This window comes from Saccharibacillus qingshengii, assembly GCF_013185195.1.
In the GTDB taxonomy this organism is placed as follows: Bacteria; Bacillota; Bacilli; order Paenibacillales; family Paenibacillaceae; genus Saccharibacillus; species Saccharibacillus qingshengii.
Genome location: NZ_JAAZWC010000011.1, coordinates 96,472 through 120,623, shown reverse-complemented (window position 1 = coordinate 120,623; position 24,152 = coordinate 96,472). Strand labels below are relative to the sequence as shown.

The following is a 24,152-nucleotide window of genomic DNA, read 5'->3' as shown; positions in this document are numbered from 1 at the left end:
TAACAACCTCTTTATCGGTCAAGGTACTAGTACCTTGACCAACCCTAATCAGAGGGTTACGTTCGCCTGAACCGCACACGTTTTAGGTGCGGTTCAGGGGGGCGTAACCTTACTTTTAACTTGGTCAAGGTACTGGGCACGGCCCGCCGGGACGGCTTCTTCCAGAGCCTCCCGGCTTTTTGCTGCCCGGAAGCGGAAGAAACGTACGAATGCCCTTTACCTGACGGCTTGCTTTGTGATACGTATGAGTCAGCAGACGGCATCCGCCGCATCCCATCCATTCCACTCCGAGAGGTGATCGATTATGAATCACAGCGAAAGCGGCCCTGCGGGCGAATATGCCGGTCTGATCGACGGCCAGTCGCCTGGCACCCTGTTCGTGACCGACGCCCGGGGCAATATCCTGATTTCCAACGAATTCACCGCGCTCACGATTGGCATCCCGCTGGAAGAGCTGCTCAAATACAATGTGCGCGACCTCGTCAACGCCGGTTATTACAGCGACTCCGTCACGCTCAAAGCCATCGCCGCGAAGAAGAAAGTTTCGATGGTTATCCGCACCGTACAGGGCTTCAACGTGCTGTCTACGGCGACGCCGATCCTCAATCAGGAAGGCGAAGTCCAGCTTGTCGTCACCAGCTCCAACAGCTATCCGGGCGAACCCGAAGCGAAAGCGGTCTCGTCGCTGCCTCCTTCCCCGTCTTCCCGACTTCGACGCCAGCCGCGCCCCGACACGGATACCGCTTCCGGCATCATCGCCGAGAGCCTCGCCATGAAACAGATCATTCAAGTCTGCAACCAGATCGCCTCCTACGACAGCAAAGTGCTGATTCTGGGCGAATCCGGCACAGGCAAAGAAATCATCGCCAAGTATATCCACCGCAAAAGCGGGCGGTGGAACGGGCCGTTTATTCCGGTCAACTGCGCCGCGATCCCGGCCGACTCGTTCGAATACGAACTGTTCGGACGGGAGAGCCGAGAAGCGGAAGCCGCAGACGGCAAAAAAGGCCTGGTCGAGCTGGCCGCGGGCGGCGTGCTGTTTCTCGACGAGATTGCCGAAATGCCGCTTGATATGCAGGCCAAGCTGCTCCATGTGCTGGAGAGCAGCGAACTGCGGCGAATCGGGGGCACCGTGCCGATTCCGGTCCACTGCCGCGTCGTCTGCGCGACAAACCGGGATCTGTGGAGCATGGTCCAGCAGGGCCAGTTCCGCGAAGATCTCTACTACCGGATCAACGTCATTCCGATCCATATTCCGCCGCTGCGGAGCCGCAAGCCGGATCTGGTCGGGCTGACCTCAAGCTTCATCGCCCATTTCAATGCCGCTTACGGCAAGCGGTACATGCTCGGCGCGGACGAATTCCAGCGGATTCTCGATCAGCCTTGGCACGGCAATGCGCGGGAGCTGCGCAACTATATCGAGCGGCTGGTCATTACCGGCAGCGCGCCTTCCGGTGCCCTATCCGACGAAGACGGCATGGCGGACGTTTTTGCGCTCGACCACTTTATCGGGCGCAACCGGGAACGCGCCGGTTCGCTCAAAGACTTCACCGCCCTTGCGGAAGGCCGCTTCATCCGGCAGACGCTGGACGAATACGGAGGCAGCGCGGCCGAAGCCGCCAAGCATCTCGGCGTGGACCGCTCGGTTATCTACCGGAAGCTCAAGAAAATGGAAGAAGTGCTGGGGCGGAAGTGAACGGTTGTTGGGTCATCTCGGCTTTTTCTATATCCCGGCCGCTTTGGAGCGTGCCGGGATATTCGGGTTTGGCCGAAAGTCTTTATTTTTCGAATGCAGTCTTCTCTCTGCCTTGCCTTACGCGAAACCGGCCTTTATATTGGGATATATAAATATTGGGAAAATATACAATACGGAGGAAACAGGATCATGGATATCTGGTTGAACGGCGGATGGATCGATCTGCTGGCACTGGCCGCCGCAGTAGGCTCCGGGTTGATGGCCGGCCTATTCTTCGTTTTTTCGAACGCTATCATGAGAGCTCTGTCCACGCTGGAGAATGAACGCGGTATGGCGGCGATGCAGGCGATCAACGCTGTGATCCTGAATCCGCTCTTTATGCTGCTGTTTGTGGGTACCGCCCTGTTATGCGCAGTTGGCCTTGCAACCTCTCTGATGCGGGAACAGCAGCCTGGCACGACGTGGTTGTTGTCCGGCAGTTTGCTGTATCTGATAGGAGGGTTTGGCATCACCGCGGTATGCAATGTACCTTTGAACAATCGGCTGGCGGCTCTCCATGCAGGCAGCCCCGAAGGCCAGGCTTTCTGGCTGCGCTACGCCTCGGCCTGGACGAAATGGAACCATGTTCGAACGCTCTGCTGCATCGCTTCGCTAGCCTGCTTCGTGCTTGCGGCGGCAGCATAAGCCTACTTTCCTTCACCGCTCGATTTACTTTAACGCTTGGAATGTTCGCCTGAACTTCTCGATAAAATAGTTTGCATTCGCAAAACCGCCCCGATAAGCCGTTTCCGTTATGTATCCATAAAAAAGCGGCCCCAGAAATCCGAGGCCGCTTTTTGTATGGCGAAGATTATAGGGAATTCTTATGACAATCTGCCCCAATACACTTCCGTTTCGTATTCGAAAAAGACGTGCCCGTCCTGCTGCGTCTCGTCGAAAATCCGGCGCAGCTCAGCCTTCATCGGCTTATAGTCGGGATGTCCCGGCGCGGGCGCGTATGACGAAGAATTCAACCGGCCGCTCAGACCGTCGAAGTCGAACACTTGACGGTTGGGGAATTTCGCCAGTGTCAGGTTTCCTTTTCCGAAAAAGCGGTCCAGTTGTTCGGTCTCCACGTTCGACGTGTTGCGATGGTTCACCTGGCGATAATCGGTTCCGTAAGTCTGCAAGAGACGTTCGTACGCTTCGAGAAACGGCGAGCCGTCCGTCAGCCGATTGTTCCAGATCAGCGCGACCGGGCCGCCGGGCTGAAGAATCCGTTTGAATTCCGTTCGCGCCGCTTCCTGATCGAACCAGTGGAACGCCTGCGCGCAGATAATCGCTCCCACGCTGCTTTCCGGCAGCCCGGTATCTTCGGCCGGACGGCCGACGGAGCAAAAGCCGGGACGGGCGCCCAGTTCTTTTTCCGCCGCAGCGCGCATATCGTCGTTGGGTTCCGCCGCGATCACCTCGCTGCCCCGATCGAGCAGCAGCTTCGAGAAGATGCCCGTGCCCGCCCCGATGTCCGCGATCCTGCCCGCCGCAGCCAGTCCGACCTCGTCGTACAGATAGTCGATCGCCGCCTGCGGATAATCCGGCCGATATTTGACATAAGCTTCGACCCGCTCGGAAAAACGCTGTTTGCTGTCCATATGAAATCCCTCCCGTTTCTTATGTTTCATCAGATGAAACCGAGTTCCATTTCATGAATATTATACGCCGCTTTTTCCGTCTTACGCAATATTAGCCGCGACGGCCGGGATCAAAGCCAGACCGCCGCCGCGCTGTACGCCAGCAGCAGAGCCATGACGATATTGAAGCTGCGTTCATGCTGGATTAACCAAGGCTGAAACAGCGCCCCGAACAAAGCCCACGATCCAGAGGAAGCGAGTGCGACGGCTCCCAACAATAACGAGACTCCGAGCAGGTCCGGCCAAGAAGGGTTATAAGGCATGACGAACGTCGAGACGGCCGTGATCCCGTACATTAGCAGTTTGGGATTGACGAACTGGAGCAGAAATCCGGCACGCAGCGAGTAGACCCGCCGAACTTCCTCCTGCCCGGCTGCGCCAGTACTCGCCAGGATCTTGAAAGCCAGCCACAGCATATAAGCGGTTCCGAGGACGCCCATCCCTATCCGAATACCCGGAAGCCAGCGGTACAGCATCAGATTGAGCAGACCGGACAGCAGGATCACCCCGAAGCAGCCGGCCGCAACGCCGACTACGAACGGCCGCATGCTTTGAAAGCCCACCCTTCTTGCTCCGTCGAGCGCCATGAGGTTGTTCGGTCCCGGCGTAAAACTGGCGGCAAACGCATAAGACAGCAAAGGAAAAAGCGGCATAGATATCGACCCTCCGTATGTTATAATGAACCAAAACGTACGTTTTAACGCACGTTAGGTTTGTATTATAGACTTGTACGTTATAAAGATCAACATAGACTTTTTAACGTACGATATTGGGGAGGATTGCTGTCATGGAACCGATCAACCTGATCCTTAGTCAAAATCTCAAACGCCTGCGCGCCGAGCGCAAACTGAGCCTGGACAAACTCGCCGATCTGACCGGTATCAGCAAGACGATGCTCGGCCAGATCGAACGCGGTGAATCCAGTCCTTCGCTTACGACGGTGTGGAAGATCGCCAACGGTTTGAAAGTTTCTTTTACCTCGCTGATCGTCGAACCGCCGGCGGAAGCCGTGCTCGTACGCCGGCAGGATACGCAGATAATGGAAGAACTGGAGCTTAAATACCGGCTGTATCCGATGTTTCCGTACGATGCGGAGCCTGGATTCGAAGTGTATACGGTCGAGATCGAGCCCGGCGGAATGCTTGGATCGGAGCCGCACCGCGAAGGCACGGAAGAATGGATTACGCTGTTTGCGGGCACGCTCGAAGTGGAAGTCGGCGGCGATACCTACCGGTTGGAGAGCGGGGACGCGATCCGGTTCAAAGCGGACCGGCCGCATTGCTATCGCAGCGCAGGTACGGAAACGACGCGTCTGAGCATGACGATCCGTTACCGGGACTGAACCGAGGCGGACTTTGCGGACCGCAGCGTCAAAAAAAGGAGAACGAACGCCCCACGGCGCCCGTTCTCCTTTTTCTTTTTCTCCGGCACCGATTGCCCACTACTTCTTCAGCCTTTCTTTTGCGGACGTTCTCTCACGCTCAGGATCACGCCCGCAATCACAATCGCCCCGCCGATCCAATGGTCCGTGCGCAGGCTCTCGCCGAGCAGTCCGATCGACAGCGCCACTCCGATGATCGGAACGAGATTCATGAGCGCCATCGCCGTGCCGGCCGTAAGTCCGCGCAGCCCGAAATTGTACAGCATGAACGCCGCAACCGAGCAGAACACGCCCAGATACAGCAGCATTCCCATCGATTCGGCGGTCGGAACCTGCCACTGCCGCGTCTCGGTCAGAGCCAGCGGAATAAAAGCAATCGTGCCCGCAATCGTCTGGTAGAACGACACGGTGACCATGGAATAGCGGCCGACGACTTTTCGCGTGGCAAAGTTATAAATCGCAAACACGAACCCTGCCGCGATCAACAGCAGATTGCCGGTCAGCTCATGCGTACCGCCTTCCCCCGCGCTTCCTCCGGAAATCCGGTACACCCCGAAGACCGCCATCGCGATCCCGGTTCCCCGCATCCACGAGATCCTTGTCCGATAAAAAAAGAACTCCAGCAGCGCCGTCACGGCCGGGTACGAAGCGACGATCAGCGCCGCGCTTGATGCCGTCGTCAGCTGAACCCCGATATTTTCCAGCGCAAAGTATACCGTGGTCCCGAGCAGGCCGCTGAGGGCCATCATTCCGAGGTCTTTCGGAGCCGGCCGCGTAAATTCGCGCCGCAGCAGCAGGATGGCGCCCAGAATAACCGAAGCGATCGCGAACCTTGCGGCTCCAAGTGTCAGCGGCGGAAACGAAGCGTAGGCGATCTTCGTTCCGACGAATGACGTACTCCAGAAAATTATAGCGATTAACGCGGCGATCAAGTAAAGCGTATGGGCGCGGTGAAGTTCTCTTTCGCTGCCTGCGCTGCCGGCTTGCTCACCGATTTGGCCGGACGCCGAATCGAACCTATTTTCTCCTGCGGTCTCCATGCTGCACCTCCGTGTTGGGCATTTTTGATCCCCTTATAATTAGTCGCTACTATTGTAGTCACTAATACAAAGATATAGCATCGGTGCTGTACGGTGTCAAGCACAGTGTGGGATAATGGGGAGAAGAACGGCGCGGCAATGCGGATTGCACCGCCACAAGACTGCTGGGAGGCTCAAGCATGAAACCCGAGATTATCAAACTGCTGCAGGATCTGAACTTTACCGAATACGAAGCCAAAGCCTACCTGGCGCTGCTCGATAAATCGCCGCTGTCCGGTTACGCCGTCTCGCTCGGCTCGGGCGTTCCCCGTTCCAAGATCTACGAAGTGCTCGGCGGATTGGTCGAACGCGGAGAAGTGCTGATCAGCCACGAAGAACCTTCGCTCTATACGCCGCTGCCGCCGCAGGAACTGGTCCGGTTGAAGAAAAAACGTGCCGAAGCATCGCTCGAAGCGGCGGAGACGGCGTTGGAACATTACTCGTTCGTCTCCTCCAACCGGGAGAACATCTGGAACATTACGGGAACCGACGCCATTCTCGAACGGGCGGCCGAGACGATTAGGCGCGCCGGCACGCGGGTGCTGCTGGAGATCTGGCCGGAGGAGGCAAGGCTGCTGGAACCCGAACTGCGCGCCGCGTCGGAGCGGGGACTTGAGGTCCTGCTCGTGGTGTACGGCGAACTGGATTTCGACTTTGCGCAGGTCTATCCGCATGACTCGAGCGACGAGATTACCCGGGAATACGGAGGACGCTGGATCGTCGTCAGCGCCGACGACCGCGAAGTCGTCGCGGGCATCGTCTCGCTGGGAACGGACAGCCGCGCGGCGTGGACGCAGCATCCGGGGCTTGTGATGCCGATCACCGAAGTGATCGTGCACGACCTGTACATTTACGAGCTGATGCAGGCGCATCGCGAGACGCTCGAAGCGACGTTTGGACCCAATCTGATCGAGCTGCGCAGACGTTATAATGCCGGCCCGACCGGTTACAGCATGGCGGCCCGGCTGGGACTTGGCAGGTAAGACAGTCGGGGCCGCTGCCTTGGATCCTTGTCCGGCCAAAAAAGACCGCCCGTCATCTGGAGGATGACGGGCGGTCTTGCGTACGGGGAGGTTCGGTACTGCGGGGAGTTTGCCGGATAAGGCGGGGTTGCGGGGAGGTACTGCGGAGCGGTGCCGGGCGGAGCTGTGCGGATTCGGAGCTGCAAACCGGGAATCGAAGAACTTCGCCCAATGCCGACCCGACCCGTTCAGTCCTTATTGTTGATTCGCGTGAGTGAGATCACCTGGCTACCTGATAAGTATAACGGGCCCCAATGACAAAATTATGACAAAATTCGACCTTCAAACGTAATTTTTCGCTTAGACAGGGGCCGGAGAAGCTTTTTTTTACGAGAATCGGGATTTCGCGCGGGGTTATCCCATCCGGTCCAGACCTTCGAGCAGACTGCGATACTGCGCATACAGACTTCGGGACGGTTCTACCCCAAGTTCCCTGCGCAGCGTTTTGGCGTAATCTTCGTATTGGCGTACCAGTCCGGTCCGGTTACTCTGCATCGCCAGAGCCCGCATCCGGAGCAGCCGCGGCTCTTCGTCCAGATCGCTGCGCGCAACCAGCCGGCCGGCCGCTTCGTAAGCGGTCGCGGCCTCGCCCCGGCGCAGCAGTTCCTCGCACAATCGGCGCCCAAAAGCGGCATACAGCTGATCCAGACGTTCCGCTTCGCTCCCCGCCCAGGCAAAATCCCGCTCGCCGAACAGCCGGCCCGCGTAGCATTCTTCCAGATCCAGCGCCCGCTGGAGGTCGACGATTTCGTCCGCTGCCAGCATCTCCCGGCAGCCGGCTTCGAATCCTTCAAGGTCGACTTGGTCTTCCTCTCCGATCTCCAGCGCATAATGCTGATTGTCGGACACCAGCATTTCTTTGCGCCCGAATCCTTCAAGCAGTTTGCGCAGCTGATAAGCGGTCGTATTCAGGTAGGTCTCGGCATTTTTCTGCGGCATACTTCCGAACAGGTCGCCGATCAGGCGGTCCCGGGAACAAAGGCGCCCGCGCCGCAGCAGCAGATAAGCGAACAGTTCGGCGCTTTTGCGGGACCTCCACTTGGCACGCACCTCTCCCGTTCCGCGAATCTCTATTCCGCCGAAGACGCGAATGGTCAAACCCGCCGCGGCAAAAGCTTCAACCGCTTCCGCCGACGCAGGCTCGTTCGAGATCCGTTCGGATACGGCTCTCTGCACGGTCCGATGAAGCTTCTCGCGGATAACGGGTTTGACCAGATAATCAAAAGCATAGACATCGAAAGCTTCCAATGCGTATTCTTTGTGCGAAGTAAGAAAAACGAGCCGGATCTGCCGGTCTTCGGCGCGCAGGCGCGCGGCGAATTCAAGCCCGCTCTCTCTGGGCATACTGATATCGAGCAGAATCAGATCCGCTTCGTGCAGCTGCAAATACGCGTATGCCGATTCCGTATCGGTAAAAGCGGCGGCAATCTCCACGTCCGGAAGCGCCGACAGCATCCGTTTGACGATCAGATGCATGGCCGGCTCATCGTCGATCAGAATCATTTTCATGCGGCTCCTCCTTTATCGTCGCCCGCGGACAGTACCGGAAGCGCAAAATAAAACGTACTGCCCTGTTCCAGCCGGCTCTCGAACCAGATATCCCCGCCGTTCAGGCGCAGGAACGACCGGCACAGCGCGAGCCCCAGTCCGATGCCGCGCTCCCCTTCGGTCCCCGTCTCGGACACGGGATACGTTTCCTGCAGCAGCTTGGCCGCCTGTGCAGGCGAGATTCCGGAACCGGTATCCCGGACCGATACGATGCAGCGCCCGGACTCCAGCTGCGCATCCACTTCGATCGCTCCGCCCGCTTCCGTGAATTTGATCGCATTGGACAGCAGGTTGCGCAGCACAAGATCCAGCATCTCTTTGTCGGCATACACGAAGGTTCCCGGACGGATGAACGAACGCATCGTCAGCCGTTTGCCTCCGCTTCGGTGCAGCAGAAGCTCGAAATGCCGGTCCACCGTACGGTTGAGATCCCGCTTCGCCGGATGAAAAGCCATTCCTCCCCCCTGGCTGCGCAGCCAGTCCAGCAAGCTCTCGACCAACGCGAACGTGTTGCGGATCTGCCGTCCCATCTCGTCCGCAACTTCGCGGCTTCCGCCCCGTTCCGCGCTTTCTTCGTCCAGCAGCTCCGCCAGGTTCACCAGCACCGCCAGCGGATCGCGCAGGTCGTGGGCCACGACCTGGAACATCTTGTCTTTGAATGCGTTCAGCTGACCCAGTTTCGCCGAATCCTCGAGAATTTGCCGTTCGGAGCGGACCGCTTCGCCGACATCCGTCAGCAGCAGCATTCCGCCGACCGGCCGCTGGAGCCGATCCCGCAGCGTAGAGAAGCGGGCATCGTAATGATCGTCGGCCCCGGCCGCTATTCTTCGTTTGAACTCGGCCGACCCCGTCTGCAGACCGGCCGACAACCCGGGCATCCCGCTCAGCACTTCTTCCGGCTTGAGACCGATCTGCCTTCCTCCGAGATTCGGAAACACCCGCTTCGCCGTGGGATTGAACCCGATTAGGCGGTCGTCCGGGCCGAACAGAAGCACCGCGTCCTGCATGGAAGCGAAGACCCGGCGCAGCGCCAGCGGAGCCAGTCGGAGCATGTTGAACTGATAGATTCCCCACAGATAGAAGACGCCCGAAACCACAAGTCCAAACGGAGAAAGGTCGATCAGAAAAGGGGACAGGCCGATCACATACAAAAACGTAAGCGTATACGCGAACAGCGAACCGATGATCATCAGCGTAACCGGCTTGCGGGCGCCCCGCTTCGTCCGGATCCGCATCTGCACGAGCAGAACCAGACCGGCTATGGCAAGCGCGTAGTTGTAAGCGACATGCAGCCGGTACAGCGGGCCTTTTTCCGTTACGGCCAGCATCACTCCGTGATCCTGCACCAAAGAAAACGACGTATAGAACCAGCCCGTCCATTGGTTGGTGTAGTGGCCGACAAAAGTAATCGCCGGTACGATCAACAGCAGCAGCACAATCCGGGGACGCAAACGATCGGCGTATCCCGTGTACTGCATGACCATCATCATCCACAGCGAAGGGCCGAACGCGATGCCGACATATTCGAAGCGCAGCCAGAAACGGATATCGTCCAGATGGTCGGCCAGCAGTTCGAACGCGTAGCCAAACGTATAAAAGGAACTGGCGAGCATGCTGAATCCGTAGCTCACCGCGATCGGAAACTCTTTGCGCTGCCAGGACAATACGACCATCGCCAGCGAGCCGCAGGTAGCCGCAAGAAGCAGTAGGGCCAGATAGAAGTCGTAATTCATGAGGGCAGCTCCCGCGATGGATTTAAAATTCGAAGTTTCGTTGTGGCCTCTATCATACGGCAAGCCGGGCGAAACTACACGACATTTCCCGTTAAATCGCATCCTTTTGTTCTTCCGCTCCGACCGAACTCGCTGGTATACTGACTTCAACCGACTATTCCAAATTTGAAGGAAAGGATGAGTGACTTCTATTTCGTCTATCGCCCACAAAAAGGTCACCTGGCTTGAACTCTTCTACGATCTGATCTACGTGGCGGCCATCTCGGTCACCGCGCATGTACTCGCCCATTCCCATCACGGCGCGATCGCGCCGGATACCCTGCTGAAATACATACTGATCTTCATTCCGCTCTGGTGGGCCTGGACCGGCTTCACCGTCTATGTGAACCGCTTCGGCAAAGACGACACCGTGCAGCGGATCGCTTATTTTGTCCAAATGGCGTTTGTCATCGTCATGGCGGCCAGTATCAATCTGGACTTCGGTTCCTATTACCTGGCCTTCATGCTCGGGTACGTCGGGATTCGTCTGTCGACCGTAGCGATGTATGTGCGCAGTTGGCTGCAAAAAGACGGCGAACCGCGCCGCATCTCCCGGTATCTCGGGCTCTGCTTCCTCGGCGGCGCCCTGATCAGCTTCAGCTCCGTGTTCGTCCCGGGAGATGTCAAATTTATCGTGCTTTACCTCGGCATTTTTACCGATATTCTGCTGCCGCTGCTTGGCCGCAAGCGGGTGCTGGTCCATATGCCCGTGCACCATCCGCACTTGATGGAGCGTTACGGATTGGCCACCATCATTCTGCTCGGCGAGCTGATTCTCGTTATTGTGAACGGACTGCGCGAAGGGCATGTCGGCGGCGAGATCGTCGTTTCCGCGCTGCTCGGCTTTGGGATCGCCGTCTCAATCTGGTGGCATTACTTCGAATCGTCGGAGCATATCGCCGGCGAAGACCGCAAAAGCTCGGGCCAATCCGTCATCTACGGACATCTGCTGACGTTCATGTCGCTTGGCATCGTGGCCAATGTGGTCCATTACGGATTCCACCACGAGCTGACGGTCCGCAATTTCGCCTAGCTGTCGCTGGCCGGATTCGCTTTGTATGCCGTGTCGGCGGCGATCGTATTCCTGCCCGGCCAGCGCCCGGCGCATATCCGGCAGTCGCTGCTCCGCATGGCCGGATTCATTCTGGCTGCGGCCGTGATTCTTCCGCTGCTGCCTTCGGCGTCCGCTGTGTACGCGGCCGTATTCGTCTGCTTCGCCGCTTATGCGCTGGCCGAAGGGATCGTGCGTACGCGCGGCAAGCGAACGGCCGCTTGATCCCTTTTTTATCCGTACAAAAAAAGACTGCAGCCGCTCATCGTTTCCGTACACGATGGAGGCTTGCAGTCTTTTTTTCATAGGCCGTTCCCAGTCCCCGGATCGAGCTTCTTAGCCTTCGAGCGGAAGTCTGACTGTCACTTCGTAGGTTTCGCCGGCCTGCGCACCGCGTACGATCCCGCCTTCAAGCCGCACGCCGCCGCTTCCCGCATACACTTCGGTTTCGCTGACGCCCGCTTCGCGCTTGATCGCGATTCGGAATTCCGCGCCGCGGAAAGTCCGGACGGCCGAAGCTTCGTTCCAGTCCGCCGGCAGCTGCGGAGCGATACGCAGACCTTCCGGCGTTCCCTGCACCCCCAGCAGTCCGTCGATCACGCATCGGTATACCCAAGGGACCGTACCCGTGTTGAACAGATGGCTCGACCGTCCCGCCGTACGCGGGAACTGCCGGTAGGCTCCCCGGTAATAGTTCGGGATGAATACCGGCAGCTGCCCGCGCTGCTTGATGTCGGCCGGATCGGTGCCCGGCAGCATTTTGCGCAGCAGCCGGTAGGCGTTCTCTTTCTCTCCGACCGTATACAGCGCGTAGATATAGAAGGCCGCCGCGTGATTGTAGACCGCTCCGTTCTCCGCCGAACCCGGATGCTTCTGCGTCACCCGGCCGACGTCTTCGCGCATCGCCGTATACGAAGGCGCCAATTTCTCTACGCCGTAAGGACTCTCCAGCTGCTCTTCGACCGCTCGGATCAGCTTCTCCTTCTTCTCCGCGTCCGCCGCGCCGCTCAGCAGCGACCAGCCCTGCGGATTGATGAAGATGCGCCCTTCTTCGTCCGCGCTGATCCCGAACGCCGCGCCGTCGTCGGTAATGCCGCGGGCATACCAGCCGCCGTCCCACAGATGGCGGTTGACCGCCCCGTTGATCTCTTCGGCCTGCTCCCGGTAGTTCGCCGCTTCTTCCGTTCGGCCGTACTGCTCGCACATGTCCGCCCAGATCCGGCAGGCGTACGCCGTGGCGATCGTCAGCCAACCGGACACCCCGCGCCCTTTGTAGCCGACCATATTCATCGGATCGCACCAGTCGCCCTGATTGATATAGTTCAGACCGCGTTCGTCGCGGTCCCCGATCAGCCATTGGACCGCCAGATCGATATGCTCGAACACGGTGCCTGTTTTTGCCCCGCCGGCATAGATCACTTCTTCATCCAGCAGCGCATAATCGTTCGTCTCGTCGAGATACGTGCTCAGGCAGACCGGCAGCCAGACGCAGTGGTCGGTATGCGGCACCTGATTGATATATTTCAGCTCCGCCCCTTCGTACAGCACGATGCCGTCCGGCATGGAACCGTCGGGGCGCTGCTGGGACAGCGCGGTGAGGAACGCCGTTCTCGTACTGGACGGATTGATATAACTCATGCCCATGTGATCCTGCAGGTAATTGCGCGTCTGCGGATCGGTCGACAGCCGATTGGTTACGCCGTGGTAATAGACCTGGCGCGGCAGCCATTCGTTGACGAAATTGTTGAGGTTCGGGTCCGGCGTATCGATCGTCACACAGCCGCGCCCTTCGGCGATATACGCCGCATAAGCGCGGGCCGCCGCATCGAAACCGTCTTCGGTCGAAGCCGCGCCGGACTCTTTGCCCGTGCCGAAGTACCGCTCCCGAATATCCGCGATCTCTTCTTCGCCTTTGGCCGGCCCGAACACGAACCGGTATTCCAGCTCCTCGCCCGCTTCGGGCTGAATCCGGTACTGCAGCGCCGCCGTCGGCATCTCGTAACGGGCGTCGCCGCAGGAGAGCAGGGTGTTCTCGAGTGCCGAAGGGCGCATGATGCCGCCTTCACCTTCGAACGCTTCCTGGCTGACTTCCCACGCATCCGGTTTCTTTTCCGCCAGCAGATACGTCTTGTCCTTCAGATTCTTGATAGACGGATAATCCTGTACTTTCTGATACGGCGTAATCGACGAACAGACGATGGCTCCAAGCTTCTCGTCGTAGACGCCGGACTGGTTCATCCACGACATGTAGCCGACGCTGAAATACGGATAAATACTGATCTTGCGCGTACGCGGACCCGTATTCTTCACTCTGATCGTCCACAGCTCCGCCGCTCCTTCCCTCGGAAGCGTCAGCGTCATCTCGATGCGCAGATCCCAGTGTTCGATCGTCCAGCGGATGTCGTGTTTGCCCGCGGCGAAGACGTACTTGTCGGGAACCTGGCGGGCCGGCTCATAAGGTGCGGAGAAGATGTAACCGCTCTCTTCATCTTTGACAAAAAGAAAACGGCCGGGGTGATGCGCGTAGTACGGTTGTTCCGGCTGCATGAACGTTTTGGCTTCCAGATTGGGCGCATACGAATACTTGGCCGGTTCCGGCTGCATAAATTGGGCGACGGCGTAACCGCGGCAGTTCATATGGATCATCATCTGGTTGTTCCAAAGAAAACCCGATGCCTTGGGCAGCTCGGTTGGGCTTGTCAGTTCGTAATACTGCTGGTCTTCGGTCGGTCTGATCACAGCTTTCACCCCTTGATTTGGTTTGAGACCATTATACGCTTCCTGTCCGGATTTTTCGAAACCCTTTTCTGTTTTTTATTTTCCTTTTCCAAAACTACCCTCTTACCAAGCCGGACCTCTTGCCGCATACTGTGGGATGTAAAAAGATTCTCGTTCAACGACAGGAGTGGGATCTATGAATACCAGGCAGCGGGAGACTTTGCTGCTATTGCTTCATGAAACGGGGCGTCTGCGGCCCGTGCAGGAATTGGCCGACCATGTCGGCTGCTCGGAGAAAACGCTGTGCGGCGAACTCAAAGCGATCGAAGAGCTGCTGAACGATTATCCCGGTTCGCATCTGGTCCGCCGCCCGGGGCTTGGCATCATGCTCGAGGCGTCCGAAGAAGACCGGGCCGAATTGTTCGGACGCCTATCTTCCGCCGCCGAATCGGCGTCCGGAACGGCCGACGACGAGAGAATGCTCCAGATCGCTTACCGGCTGCTGATGAATCCCAAGCCGGCCGCCGTTTCCGACTTTGCTTCGCGGTACTATGTGCCCAAGTCGCTGATCCGCCGCGATCTGGACCGGATCTCCGACTGGCTCGACAAGTTCGGGCTGAAGCTCGAGTCCCGCCAGAAAGTCGGCCTGGTCCTGCAGGGCAGCGAGAAAGACCGGCGCAGCGCCTTGTCCAGACTCAGCCAGCTGGCCGGCAGCCCCGAGCTGATGGCTCCGCGGCCAATTCGCTCCGCAGGAGATCGAGACGGTGCAGCGGGAACTGCGGGAGCTGCAGAAGCGCTTCGACGTGCACTTCGCGGACGAGACGCTGGAAAGTCTGCTGCTGCATGTGCTGTTCGTCGTCAAGCGCACGATGCTGAAGCAGCCGATCTCGCTGTCGCCGCAGGAGATCGAAGCGCTGCGCGGCACAAGCGAATACGCGTGGACGGTCGATCTGCTGCAGCGGATCGGTTCCGTACTCGCCCTGCATTTTCCCGAGCCGGAGACGGCTTATCTGACGCTTCATCTCCTCGGTGCCCGCATGCGCGATGTCCATCAGAACGAAACGCGGCGCGAACTGGCGAAGAAGAATCCTATACTGTCGGGACTTGTGGCGCGGCTCGTCGAACGCGTCTGCACGTCGGGGCGGATCGAAGCGCGGGAAGACGAAGAACTGCTGGGCGGACTAAGCGTCCATCTGTACACGACACTCAACCGGCTCGGCTACGGCCTGCCCGTATCGAATCCGATGACCGAAGAGATCAAGAAGATGTATCCGTACATGTTCCACCTCATCATCTCCGCGCTCGAGGAAGCGGAAGAAACCCTCGGACTCCGCTTCCCCGAAGAAGAAGCCGCCTATCTGACGCTGCATTTCCAGGCTTCGCTGGAGCGTCTGCAGCACGCGCGCAGCCGGCCCAAACGAACGGTCGTCGTCTGCCATATGGGGATCGGCATGTCCCGGCTGCTGCTGACCCGGATCGAGAGCAAGTTCCCTTCGCTGGAAGTCGCCGCCTGCCTGCCCAAGTCCGACGTCGAAGGGTTCCTTGCCGGTGAAACTATCGATTTCGTGATCTCTACCGTCGACCTTCCGCAGTTGGGCATCCCGCTGATTACCGTCTCCCCGCTGCTCGAACCGGCAGACGAGAAAAAGCTTGCCGGATTCGTACGCCGCATGGACGAACCGATCCGGAACCGGGCCGGCTCGGCTCTGTTGAAATATACGACGCCTTTCCTCGTTTTTTTGCAGCAGGACGTCCGGCACCCTTACGAAGCGATCGAACGCCTGGCCTCCGTATTGTCCGACAAAGGGTTCGTCGACCCGGATTATGTCCACAGCGCGGTCTCCCGGGAGCGGATGACCAGCACCGCGATCGGCTCGGGAATCGCGATTCCCCACGGCAGTCCGAAGCTGATCCGGCAGTCCGCCATTGCGATCGCAGCCTTCCGCGAGCCGATCGATTGGGGAACGGAGAAAGTTTCGCTGGCCTTTATGCTGGCTGTCCGCGACGAAGAACCGGAAGAGACGCGCGAGCTGTTCCGGGAACTGTCGGCGCTGAGCGAACAGCCTTCCCTGATCCAGTCGATGGCCTGCGAGACGGAAGCGATGAAATTTCTGTCCCTGCTGAACCGGATCTGAACCGGGATTCGAACAAGAACGGTACATAAAACGGTAGGCCGTACGGCAGAAGACCGCGGATTAAAACCACTTTTGCCGGAAGTGCGGTAAAAATCGAAACTTTTTCCCCTCCCTTTTTGGATTAAGCTGTTTGTAAGCGGTACCACACCCTACATTCTTATTCACCCATCAAAGGAGGATACCCATGAAACTGCTCGCGATCACTTCATGTCCCAACGGGATTGCCCATACCTACATGGCTGCCGAGAATTTGCAAAAAGCGGCCGACCGGATGGGCATTGCCTGCAAAGTCGAAACGCAGGGATCGATCGGCGTCGAAAACGAATTCACCGAACAGGAAATCCGCGAGGCGGACGGCATTCTGATTGCGGCCGACAAAGCGGTGGACAAAAGCCGGTTTGCCGGCAAGAAACTGCTGGTTGTCGGCGTGCAGGACGGAATCCGCAAACCGGAAGAGCTGATTCGGCAGTTTGTCGACGGCAAGGTTCCGGTCTACGACTCCGGACTGCGCTCCGCCGATTCGATCAAAAGCGAACGGCAGAATAAGCAGAATCCGATCTACCGGCATCTGATGAACGGCGTCTCCTACATGATTCCGTTTATCGTGATCGGCGGCCTGCTGATCGCGATCGCTCTGACTCTCGGCGGAGAGAAGACGCCGGGCGGGCTCGTCATTCCGGAAGGTTCCTTCTGGAAAACGATCGAAGGCATCGGCAGCGCGGCGTTTACGTTTATGGTGCCGGTCCTGGCCGGGTTTATCGCGGTCAGCATTGCGGACCGCCCCGGACTTGCCCCCGGTATCGTCGGCGGCTTTATCGCAGCCAACGGAAGTTTCTACGGCAGCGAAGCCGGTGCCGGGTTTCTCGGCGGCATTGCGGCGGGCTTTATCGCCGGTTACGCCGCGCTGCTGATCAAGCGGCTGAAAGTGCCCAAGTCCTTGCTGCCGATTATGCCGATCATCATCATTCCGGTGTTCGCTTCGCTGATCGTCGGCCTGATCTTCGTCTTCCTGATCGGCGCTCCGATTGCGGGATTCTTCGAATGGCTGACCGGCTGGCTCGCCGGCATGCAGGGAACAAGTTCGATTCTGCTGGCGCTGATCCTGGGCGCGATGATCTCCTTCGATATGGGCGGCCCGGTCAACAAAGTCGCTTTCCTGTTCGGTTCCGCCATGATCGCCGAAGGCAATTACGAGATCATGGGTCCGATTGCGGCCGCGATCTGCGTCCCGCCCATCGGGATGGGCATTGCTACCTTTATCCGTAAACGCAAATTCCGCCAAGCGGAGCAGGAAGCCGGCAAAGCCGCGTTTACGATGGGACTGTTCGGCATTACCGAAGGCGCGATTCCTTTCGCCGCGCAGGATCCGCTGCGCGTTATCCCGAGCATCATGATCGGTTCCATGTCCGCATCCGTGATCGCCATGCTGGGCGGAGTCGGAGACCGGGTAGCCCACGGCGGACCGATCGTCGCCGTACTCGGAGCGATCGACCATGTCTTCATGTTCTTCGTCGCCGTGATTGTCGGCTCGTTCGTCACCGCTTTCCTCGTGGGACTGCTCAAGAAAGACGTTGACGGGGGTCCGGCGGATATCGCGGCCGCCGGAGTGTCCGCAGCCGTTCCGGCGGCTGCGGGAGGCGGTTCGGGTGCTTATCGGGCTTCCTCGTCAGGCAGTACAGGCAGCGGGAGTGCGGTGCAGCCGAATCGGGAATCCGGTTCCGGCGAAGCGCAGCCGCGGATCGATTCGCTGACCGATATCATGACGCCGGAGCTGATCGAACTTGATCTGGACGGAAACACGCAGGGCGAAGTGATCGACGAAATGATCGGCGCCCTGGAGCGAAGCGGCGCGCTGCGTTCGGCTTCGGCGTTCAAGGAGGCCATTCTGGCTCGGGAACAGGAAAGTTCGACCGGAATCGGAATGAACGTCGCGATTCCCCACGGCAAGTCCGACGCCGTGCTTCAGCCGAGAGTCGTGCTTGGTATCAAGCAGGAAGGCGTCGACTGGAACAGCGCGGACGGAAGCGGCGCCAAGCTGATCTTCATGATCGCCGTCCCGGAGAACGGACGGGGCAGCGCCCATCTGAAGATTCTGCAGATGCTGTCGCGCAAGCTGATGGACGACGAATACCGCGCGGGCCTGCTGTCGGTTCGGAGCAAAGAGGAAGCGTTCGCGCTCCTCTCGGAAGTCAGATAAAAAAGTGCCGCTTCGGATGATTTCCGAAGCGGCACTTTTTGCGTATTAGCTTTTGCGTATTAGGAAGGCAGGCAATCTCCGGCTGCCCGAACGATCAGGTTCCGCAGAACGTGCGGTAGCCTTCGCCCGCATCCGGAGGAAGCTGCGCGTACTGCGCCTGTTCGGCGGAGTGCGCATACGGGTCGGCCAATGCGGCCAGCAGACGATGCAGGGGACCGTAATCGCCTTCGTTCGAAGCGGCGGCGAGCGCTTCTTCCACGCGTTGGTTGCGCGGGATTACCGCCGGATTGTGGCGGCGCATCTTCTCGGCGGATTCTTCGCGCGACTGCGTCTGGCGTTCCAGCCGCTGCTGCCAGCGCTCGCGCCAGACGCGGTACTCGCCGCTTGCAAGCAGCGCGTCCGCGCCCGGGAACGACGCCGGACGCGCAGCGCCGGACGTTTCCTCGGCTCCGGCGAATGCCAGCTCGGCGTTGCCCGCGTCGTCCTCGTTCTGCGGCGCGTTGGCCGCTTCCGATGCACCGGCCGGTACATCGAACGTCAGACCGACGAACGTATTCGTATAATCCGCCCGGAACGCCTTCATCAGATCCAGCAGATCGGCGATCAGCTTCTCGTCTTCTTCCTCGCGTCCCGACAGACCGAGCTTGGCCCGCATGCCGTCAAACCAGGCATCCAGATACAGGCGTTCGAAGCGCCCCAGAATATCCTGGGCAATCTCGACGGCACGCTCCGAATTCTCGTCCAGCAGCGGAATGAGCGTCTCGGCCAGACGCGTCAGATTCCAGAGCGCAATCGGCGGCTGGTTGCCGAACGCATAACGCCCGCCCGTATCGATCGAGCTGAATACGGTCGAAGGGTCGTAAGCGTCCAGGAACGCGCATGGGCCGTAGTCGATACTTTCTCCGCTGATCGTCATATTGTCGGTGTTCATCACCCCGTGAATAAAGCCGACCTGCATCCACTGCGCGATCAGCGCAGCCTGGCGTTCTACAACGCTCAGCAGGAAGCTCGCGTAACGCCCGCCGTCCGCGCCGGCTTCATCCGTGCCGATCTCCGGATAATGGCGCTTGATCGCGTAGTCCGCAAGTGTCCGGACCGCGTCGGGCCCGCCCCACTGCGCCGCGTACTGGAACGTGCCGACGCGCAGATGGCTGGCCGCCGTGCGGGTCAATACCGCACCTGGCAGCTCCGTTTCGCGCCGGATCGGCTCGCCGGTCGCGGTGACGGCGAGGCTGCGGGTCGTCGGGATTCCGAGTGCGTACATCGCTTCGCTGATGATATATTCGCGCAGCATCGGGCCAAGCGCGGCCCGGCCGTCGCCCCCGCGAGAGAACGGCGTGCGGCCGGAACCTTTGAGCTGAATATCGATCCGGTGTCCGCCTGGCGTCAGCTGCTCGCCGAGCAGAACCGCCCGGCCGTCGCCCAGCCGGTTGAAGCCGCCGAACTGGTGCCCGGCATAAGCCTGCGCAATCGGCTCCGCCCCTTCGGGCAGTTGGTTGCCCGCAAATACGGCAGCGGCTTCTTCGGTGTGCAGCCAATCGGGATTCAATCCGAGTTCGGCGGCCAATTGGTCGTTCACGATCACGGTCTGCGGTTCACGAACCGGTACCGGAGGAAGCGAACTGTAGAAAGTTTCGGGCAGTCCGGTATAGCTGTTATCGAAATTCCATCCGGCGGTCGGGGTAGCGGAAATATCGGTCATGGAAAAGGCCTCCTTGTTGAAAATACTCTACTCCCTTACAGTATAGGAGTATAACGCCCATTTCCAGTTTGGAAAGTGTGGGCGCACCTGTACGGAGGAGGAGAATACCGTGGAAGGAAACCTGCTTATTATCGAAGACGATGCCGGAATCAGCGGCATGGTCTCGGACTACATGGCCAAGGAAGGGTACCGTTCGGTCGTCGTGGACAACGGAGATCGGGCGCTGGCCCAGTTCACGTCCGACCGTTACGATCTGGTGCTGCTCGATCTCATGCTGCCCGGCAGAAGCGGCATGGATGTGCTGCAGCAGATTCGAAGCATCAGCCGGGTTCCGATCCTGATCGTATCGGCCAAGGACAATGAAGTCGAGAAAGCGCTCGGCCTTCGGTTCGGTGCCGACGACTATATCGCGAAGCCTTTTTCGCTGCTGGAATTGTCCGCCCGGATCGAAGCTTCGATCCGCCGGGCTACGCAGTATTCGACACCCGAGGCTCCGCAGACGCCGGAACCGCCTGCCCTGCTGGCTGCAGGAGATTTGACGGTCGATCCGGACAATTTCAGCGTACGCAAACGCGGCGAAGAGATCCGGCTGACCGCCAAGGAATTTCAGATTCTGAAGCTGATGATGCAGCATCCTTCCCGGGTCTATACCAAAGCGATGCTGTACGGACTCGTCTGGAACGAGGAATATTACAAAGACGACAATGCGATCAACGTCCATATGCGCCGTCTGCGGGAGAAGATCGAAGACGATCCTTCGAACCCCCGCTATATCGTGACGCTGTGGGGCATCGGCTACCGGCTGGGGGAGCTCCAATGAGAGAACTGGGGTGGATCCTGCTGCTGCCCGCCGCCGTACTGCTGATCTTTTATATCGGGGAACGCCTGCGCAGCCGCAAACTTCGCAGCGACCTGCTCTATATCAACCGCAAACTGGCCGAACTTGCCAATCCGGACAGCACATTGGGACCCGAGCGGCTGCTTGTCGTAACCGGCGAACCGGAACTGCGAGATCTGTTAGGCCGTATCAATCTGCTGATCGACCGGGCGGCGCAGTCCGCTTCCGATCATGCGTCGGCCGAACAGGCCATGCGCCGGATGCTGGCCAACGTGTCCCACGATCTCAAGACGCCGCTGACCGTTGTCATGGGCTACGCCGAAATGCTGGACCGCAGCCCCGGCCTGAGCGAAGAAGAACGCCGCGGCATGCTCGGTCAGGTGTACCGCAAGACGGTCGAAGTGCATGAACGGATTAACGCCTTTTTCGATCTGTCCAAACTGGAGGCCAACGATTACGATCTGCCGCTGGCTCCGGTGGATGCCGCCGAGCTGTGCCGCCGGCGCATCCTCGGTTACTTCGACCTGCTCCGCGACCGCGGCATCGAGATCGGCCTGCATCTGCCCGAAGAGCCGGTCTGGATCTATGCCAACGCCGAAGCGCTGGAGCGGATCCTGGATAACCTGCTCTCCAATGCGATCCGGTACGGAGCGGACGGCGGCTGGCTGGAGCTGAATCTGAACGCTTCCCCGCAGAGCGTCCGGATCGAGGTGATCGACCGCGGACGGGGGATTCCCGCTTCCGAGCAGCTGCGCGTATTCGAGCGCATGTATACGCTTGACGATTCCCGCAACCGGGGATTCCAGGGCAGCGGGCTCGGACTGGCCATCGTCAAACGGCTGACCGAACGCCTCGGCGGAACGGTGTCGCTTGAGAGCGAGCCGGGCATTCGAACCTGCTTCTCGCTGACGTTTCCCGCTTCTCCGTACACGCCGCCCGGCTATTCCCGCTGAGCGGCTGTTTCGCGTCCTTACGAACGTAAGAAATAAGTAAGAAACGCGACAGGGAAAAGACAGCCCGGGCCGCTAAGATAAAAACATAAAGAAAAACAAACGACAAGGAGCGAACAAAGCCATGACGAATACGATACGCACCCAAATGCTCGGCAAAAGCTACAAATCGGCAGATGTCGTCACAAACGTCGAAATGACAGTCAAACGGGGCGAAATTTACGGATTCCTCGGACCCAACGGCGCAGGCAAATCCACCGTGATGAAAATGCTGCTCGGACTGGTGCGCCCTACTTCCGGAGAAATCGAACTGTTCGGAGAGAAGCTGCTGCCGGGCTCGAACGAACACCTCAAGCGGATCGGCCATCTGATCGAGACGCCGGTGTTCTACGAACGGCTGACTGCCCAGCAGAATCTGGAACTGCACGCGGAGTATATGGGCTACCACAACAAACCGGCGATCAACGAGACCCTGCGCATGGTCGGACTGCTCGGTGTGGAGAACAAGCCGGTCAAGCAGTTCTCGCTTGGCATGAAGCAGCGCCTGGGCATTGCCCGCGCGATCTCCACCCGCCCGGAGCTTCTGCTGCTGGACGAACCGATCAACGGGCTGGACCCGGAAGGCATCCAGCTGATGCGCAGTCTGTTCCGCCGGCTTCGCGACGAATGGGGCATCTCGATCCTGATCTCCAGCCATCTGCTGAGCGAGATCGAACAGATCGCCGACACGATCGGCGTCATCGATAAGGGCCGGCTGATCCGCGAAGTCCCGCTGGACAGCCTGCGCGCTTCGACGACGGACTATGTCGAGATCGAGACGCCGAACGCGGCGCTGGCCGCCTATGTCCTGACCGAGAAGCTCGGCATCTCAAGCTTCAAGCAGACGGGCGACCACATCCTGCGCGTCTACGATACGAATGTGTCCCGGGAGATGCTGTCGAAGACGCTTATCCTGAACGACGTGCCGATCGAGTCGATCAACCGCCGTCATCACTCGCTGGAAGAATATTTCTTCGATATGGTCAAAGGAGGAACTGCCCATGCTGCATCTCGTCAAACTGGAGCTTAAGAAAGGCCGCCTCGGCGGCTACGTCTACGGGGCCCTGATTGCTTTGGCGGCCATGGCCGGGCTGCTGCTGCTGATGTATTTTGTAAAAGAAGAAGGGGCCGCTCCCGTATTCAAAGACCGGATGGATATGCTGAAAGCGGTGAATACGATTGCGAGCGCCACCTTTATCATCTATGCGTCGGCTCTATTGTCCAAACTGATTATCGGCGAGTTCAAAGACAAGACGATGACGCTCCTCTTCGCTTACCCGGTAAGCCGCAAACAGTTGATCTTCGCCAAATTGTCTATCGTATTCGTCTGGTGCTTCGTCAATGTCGTATTGGCCAATGTGCTGTTGGGTTCCATGATGCTCGCCCTCGACCATTATGTCGGGCAGCTGAGCGGCTCTATCTCCACTACCCAGTTGCTGCAGTACGGCGGCTACGTCGTCCTTCAGGCTGTCGGCGCGGCAGGCATGAGTCTTCTTCCGCTGCTGGTCGGACTGCCCCGGCGCTCGATCGCGGCCACGATCGTTGCCTCGATCTTTATCGTGTCGATCGTCTGCTCGAACAACTTCGGCTTTACGCTCAGTTCGATCGTAGCCATTCCGCTGTCTCTGACCGCTGTCGGCATCTTCGGCACCTACCTCAGCTTCCGGAATATCGATCGGCAGGATGTCGCATAATGGCTCTGCCTCTTTCCCTGTCATAACGTCGCATACGGTTTCAAAATAAAGCGGACCCGCTTCGGCACCATGCCGGAAGCGGGTCCGCTGTTTGACTTGTCCCTATCCTTCAGCCTAACTACACGGCCGCTTCGGTACGCGAATCCGCCTTCTCGCTGCGCGCTTTGCGCGATCCTTTTTAGATTGTCGGGGTTCATCCCCTCCCGCATATCCGCTCCCATTCCGGCCAGGGGAGGATCGCAAGCTCGGGTCTCGGCGCATCGCCGAGCATCGCAAGCAGCTCGACCGAATGGCCGTCGGGATCGTCGAAGTAGAGGGATACCGCCGGCATGAACGGAAACACGCTGAGCGGTGCATCCTTTTCGCCGAAAAAGTTCGTCGTCTCCACTCCGCGGTCTTCCAACCGGGTTCGCGCCTTCTCCAGATCCTCCAGGGCGACGCGGAACGCGAAATGCTGACGCTGCACAAGCGGCGACGGATAATGCTCCCGAATACCGAACATGGCTTCGCCGGGCCGACCGACCCAATAAAACTTCGATCTGCGCGCCGGATCTTCGTGCAGCGGAATCAAGTCCAGCACGCGTTCATAAAACTCGGCCGAAATCTTGTAGTCGCTGACATTGATATGGGTTTCGAACAGTCCCCGGATCATAGGGTTCA

19 protein-coding genes and 1 pseudogene are annotated in these 24,152 nt (G+C 59.0%); 12 read left to right on the top strand and 8 right to left on the bottom strand.

Annotation, left to right across the window (positions count from 1 at the left end; all coding sequences use genetic code 11):
* Nucleotides 1-304 precede the first annotated feature (304 nt).
* Both HRQ60_RS11745 and HRQ60_RS11740 read left to right on the top strand, forming a co-directional pair.
* Nucleotides 305-1,696: a sigma-54 interaction domain-containing protein gene (locus HRQ60_RS11745; protein ID WP_172196008.1), complete on the top strand. Its 1,392-nt coding sequence runs from the start codon at nucleotides 305-307 to the stop codon at nucleotides 1,694-1,696.
* A 189-nt stretch (nucleotides 1,697-1,885) separates the two neighbouring features.
* A complete protein-coding gene (locus HRQ60_RS11740; protein ID WP_172196007.1) occupies nucleotides 1,886-2,380 on the top strand; it encodes an anthrone oxygenase family protein in 495 nt (164 codons plus the stop codon).
* A 179-nt stretch (nucleotides 2,381-2,559) separates the two neighbouring features.
* Here the strand turns inward: HRQ60_RS11740 and HRQ60_RS11735 are convergent, their stop codons facing one another.
* Nucleotides 2,560-3,327, bottom strand: a complete 768-nt coding sequence (locus HRQ60_RS11735) for a class I SAM-dependent methyltransferase (protein WP_172196006.1) — start codon at nucleotides 3,325-3,327, stop codon at nucleotides 2,560-2,562.
* Nucleotides 3,328-3,437: 110 nt separating this feature from the next.
* Nucleotides 3,438-4,019 carry a LysE family transporter gene (locus HRQ60_RS11730; protein WP_172196005.1) on the bottom strand — a complete coding sequence of 194 codons (582 nt, stop codon included), beginning with the start codon at nucleotides 4,017-4,019 and terminating at the stop codon, nucleotides 3,438-3,440.
* Nucleotides 4,020-4,153: 134 nt separating this feature from the next.
* Between HRQ60_RS11730 and HRQ60_RS11725 the strand changes: the two genes are divergently transcribed.
* A complete protein-coding gene (locus HRQ60_RS11725; RefSeq protein ID WP_172196004.1) occupies nucleotides 4,154-4,708 on the top strand; it encodes a helix-turn-helix domain-containing protein in 555 nt (184 codons plus the stop codon).
* Nucleotides 4,709-4,815: 107 nt separating this feature from the next.
* On the opposite strand, the gene HRQ60_RS11720 is transcribed toward HRQ60_RS11725, so the two are convergent.
* Nucleotides 4,816-5,787, bottom strand: a complete 972-nt coding sequence (locus HRQ60_RS11720; protein ID WP_172196003.1) for a DMT family transporter — start codon at nucleotides 5,785-5,787, stop codon at nucleotides 4,816-4,818.
* A gap of 179 nt (nucleotides 5,788-5,966) precedes the next feature.
* Here HRQ60_RS11720 and HRQ60_RS11715 point away from each other — a divergent pair, with 179 nt between their 5' ends.
* Nucleotides 5,967-6,809 (top strand): TrmB family transcriptional regulator, encoded by an 843-nt coding sequence (locus HRQ60_RS11715; RefSeq protein WP_172196002.1) that lies wholly within the window; start codon nucleotides 5,967-5,969, stop codon nucleotides 6,807-6,809.
* Between the two features lie 393 nt (nucleotides 6,810-7,202).
* Here the strand turns inward: HRQ60_RS11715 and HRQ60_RS11710 are convergent, their stop codons facing one another.
* Both HRQ60_RS11710 and HRQ60_RS11705 read right to left on the bottom strand, forming a co-directional pair.
* Nucleotides 7,203-8,357 carry a response regulator gene (locus HRQ60_RS11710; RefSeq protein ID WP_172196001.1) on the bottom strand — a complete coding sequence of 385 codons (1,155 nt, stop codon included), beginning with the start codon at nucleotides 8,355-8,357 and terminating at the stop codon, nucleotides 7,203-7,205.
* Complete coding sequence (locus tag HRQ60_RS11705; RefSeq protein WP_172196000.1) at nucleotides 8,354-10,129, bottom strand: sensor histidine kinase; 1,776 nt, start codon at nucleotides 10,127-10,129, stop codon at nucleotides 8,354-8,356. Before HRQ60_RS11705 ends, HRQ60_RS11710 begins: the two co-directional genes overlap by 4 nt.
* A gap of 181 nt (nucleotides 10,130-10,310) precedes the next feature.
* Between HRQ60_RS11705 and HRQ60_RS11700 the strand changes: the two genes are divergently transcribed.
* Nucleotides 10,311-11,201, top strand: a complete 891-nt coding sequence (locus HRQ60_RS11700; protein ID WP_172195999.1) for a low temperature requirement protein A — start codon at nucleotides 10,311-10,313, stop codon at nucleotides 11,199-11,201.
* 21 nt (nucleotides 11,202-11,222) lie between these two features.
* Entirely contained in the window at nucleotides 11,223-11,444 is a 222-nt protein-coding gene (locus tag HRQ60_RS11695) for a hypothetical protein (RefSeq protein ID WP_172195998.1), read from the top strand.
* Between the two features lie 111 nt (nucleotides 11,445-11,555).
* Here HRQ60_RS11695 and HRQ60_RS11690 read toward each other — a convergent pair whose 3' ends face one another.
* Entirely contained in the window at nucleotides 11,556-13,958 is a 2,403-nt protein-coding gene (locus tag HRQ60_RS11690; protein WP_172195997.1) for a GH36-type glycosyl hydrolase domain-containing protein, read from the bottom strand.
* A 175-nt stretch (nucleotides 13,959-14,133) separates the two neighbouring features.
* On the opposite strand from HRQ60_RS11690, the pseudogene HRQ60_RS11685 reads away from it, so the two are divergent.
* Together HRQ60_RS11685 and HRQ60_RS11680 are read left to right on the top strand one after the other, a co-directional pair.
* Nucleotides 14,134-16,072: pseudogene (locus HRQ60_RS11685) on the top strand (BglG family transcription antiterminator).
* 184 nt (nucleotides 16,073-16,256) lie between these two features.
* A complete protein-coding gene (locus HRQ60_RS11680; protein WP_172195996.1) occupies nucleotides 16,257-18,269 on the top strand; it encodes a PTS fructose transporter subunit IIABC in 2,013 nt (670 codons plus the stop codon).
* Between the two features lie 94 nt (nucleotides 18,270-18,363).
* Here the strand turns inward: HRQ60_RS11680 and HRQ60_RS11675 are convergent, their stop codons facing one another.
* Nucleotides 18,364-19,971 carry a protein adenylyltransferase SelO gene (locus HRQ60_RS11675; protein WP_172195995.1) on the bottom strand — a complete coding sequence of 536 codons (1,608 nt, stop codon included), beginning with the start codon at nucleotides 19,969-19,971 and terminating at the stop codon, nucleotides 18,364-18,366.
* Between the two features lie 109 nt (nucleotides 19,972-20,080).
* Here HRQ60_RS11675 and HRQ60_RS11670 point away from each other — a divergent pair, with 109 nt between their 5' ends.
* From HRQ60_RS11670 to HRQ60_RS11655, 4 genes are all read left to right on the top strand, one after another.
* Nucleotides 20,081-20,791 carry a winged helix-turn-helix domain-containing protein gene (locus HRQ60_RS11670; RefSeq protein WP_172195994.1) on the top strand — a complete coding sequence of 237 codons (711 nt, stop codon included), beginning with the start codon at nucleotides 20,081-20,083 and terminating at the stop codon, nucleotides 20,789-20,791.
* The gene (locus tag HRQ60_RS11665) at nucleotides 20,788-21,762 is read left to right on the top strand and encodes a sensor histidine kinase (RefSeq protein ID WP_172195993.1); all 975 of its coding nucleotides are present in this window, start codon (nucleotides 20,788-20,790) and stop codon (nucleotides 21,760-21,762) included. Before HRQ60_RS11670 ends, HRQ60_RS11665 begins: the two co-directional genes overlap by 4 nt.
* 121 nt (nucleotides 21,763-21,883) lie before the next feature.
* The gene (locus tag HRQ60_RS11660; protein ID WP_172195992.1) at nucleotides 21,884-22,828 is read left to right on the top strand and encodes an ABC transporter ATP-binding protein; all 945 of its coding nucleotides are present in this window, start codon (nucleotides 21,884-21,886) and stop codon (nucleotides 22,826-22,828) included.
* On the top strand, nucleotides 22,800-23,492 hold the full coding sequence (locus HRQ60_RS11655) for an ABC transporter permease (protein ID WP_172195991.1): 693 nt from the start codon (nucleotides 22,800-22,802) through the stop codon (nucleotides 23,490-23,492). Before HRQ60_RS11660 ends, HRQ60_RS11655 begins: the two co-directional genes overlap by 29 nt.
* 193 nt (nucleotides 23,493-23,685) lie before the next feature.
* On the opposite strand, the gene HRQ60_RS11650 is transcribed toward HRQ60_RS11655, so the two are convergent.
* Nucleotides 23,686-24,144 carry a VOC family protein gene (locus tag HRQ60_RS11650; protein ID WP_172196051.1) on the bottom strand — a complete coding sequence of 153 codons (459 nt, stop codon included), beginning with the start codon at nucleotides 24,142-24,144 and terminating at the stop codon, nucleotides 23,686-23,688.
* Nucleotides 24,145-24,152 lie beyond the last annotated feature (8 nt).

Coding starts and splice junctions, on each gene's coding strand:
- HRQ60_RS11745 (WP_172196008.1), top strand. CDS start 305: ATGAATCACAGCGAAAGCGGCCCTGCGGGCGAATATGCCGGTCTGATC.
- HRQ60_RS11740 (WP_172196007.1), top strand. CDS start 1,886: ATGGATATCTGGTTGAACGGCGGATGGATCGATCTGCTGGCACTGGCC.
- HRQ60_RS11735 (WP_172196006.1), bottom strand. CDS start 3,327: ATGGACAGCAAACAGCGTTTTTCCGAGCGGGTCGAAGCTTATGTCAAA.
- HRQ60_RS11730 (WP_172196005.1), bottom strand. CDS start 4,019: ATGCCGCTTTTTCCTTTGCTGTCTTATGCGTTTGCCGCCAGTTTTACG.
- HRQ60_RS11725 (WP_172196004.1), top strand. CDS start 4,154: ATGGAACCGATCAACCTGATCCTTAGTCAAAATCTCAAACGCCTGCGC.
- HRQ60_RS11720 (WP_172196003.1), bottom strand. CDS start 5,787: ATGGAGACCGCAGGAGAAAATAGGTTCGATTCGGCGTCCGGCCAAATC.
- HRQ60_RS11715 (WP_172196002.1), top strand. CDS start 5,967: ATGAAACCCGAGATTATCAAACTGCTGCAGGATCTGAACTTTACCGAA.
- HRQ60_RS11710 (WP_172196001.1), bottom strand. CDS start 8,357: ATGAAAATGATTCTGATCGACGATGAGCCGGCCATGCATCTGATCGTC.
- HRQ60_RS11705 (WP_172196000.1), bottom strand. CDS start 10,129: ATGAATTACGACTTCTATCTGGCCCTACTGCTTCTTGCGGCTACCTGC.
- HRQ60_RS11680 (WP_172195996.1), top strand. CDS start 16,257: ATGAAACTGCTCGCGATCACTTCATGTCCCAACGGGATTGCCCATACC.
- HRQ60_RS11675 (WP_172195995.1), bottom strand. CDS start 19,971: ATGACCGATATTTCCGCTACCCCGACCGCCGGATGGAATTTCGATAAC.
- HRQ60_RS11665 (WP_172195993.1), top strand. CDS start 20,788: ATGAGAGAACTGGGGTGGATCCTGCTGCTGCCCGCCGCCGTACTGCTG.
- HRQ60_RS11660 (WP_172195992.1), top strand. CDS start 21,884: ATGACGAATACGATACGCACCCAAATGCTCGGCAAAAGCTACAAATCG.
- HRQ60_RS11655 (WP_172195991.1), top strand. CDS start 22,800: ATGCTGCATCTCGTCAAACTGGAGCTTAAGAAAGGCCGCCTCGGCGGC.
- HRQ60_RS11650 (WP_172196051.1), bottom strand. CDS start 24,144: ATGATCCGGGGACTGTTCGAAACCCATATCAATGTCAGCGACTACAAG.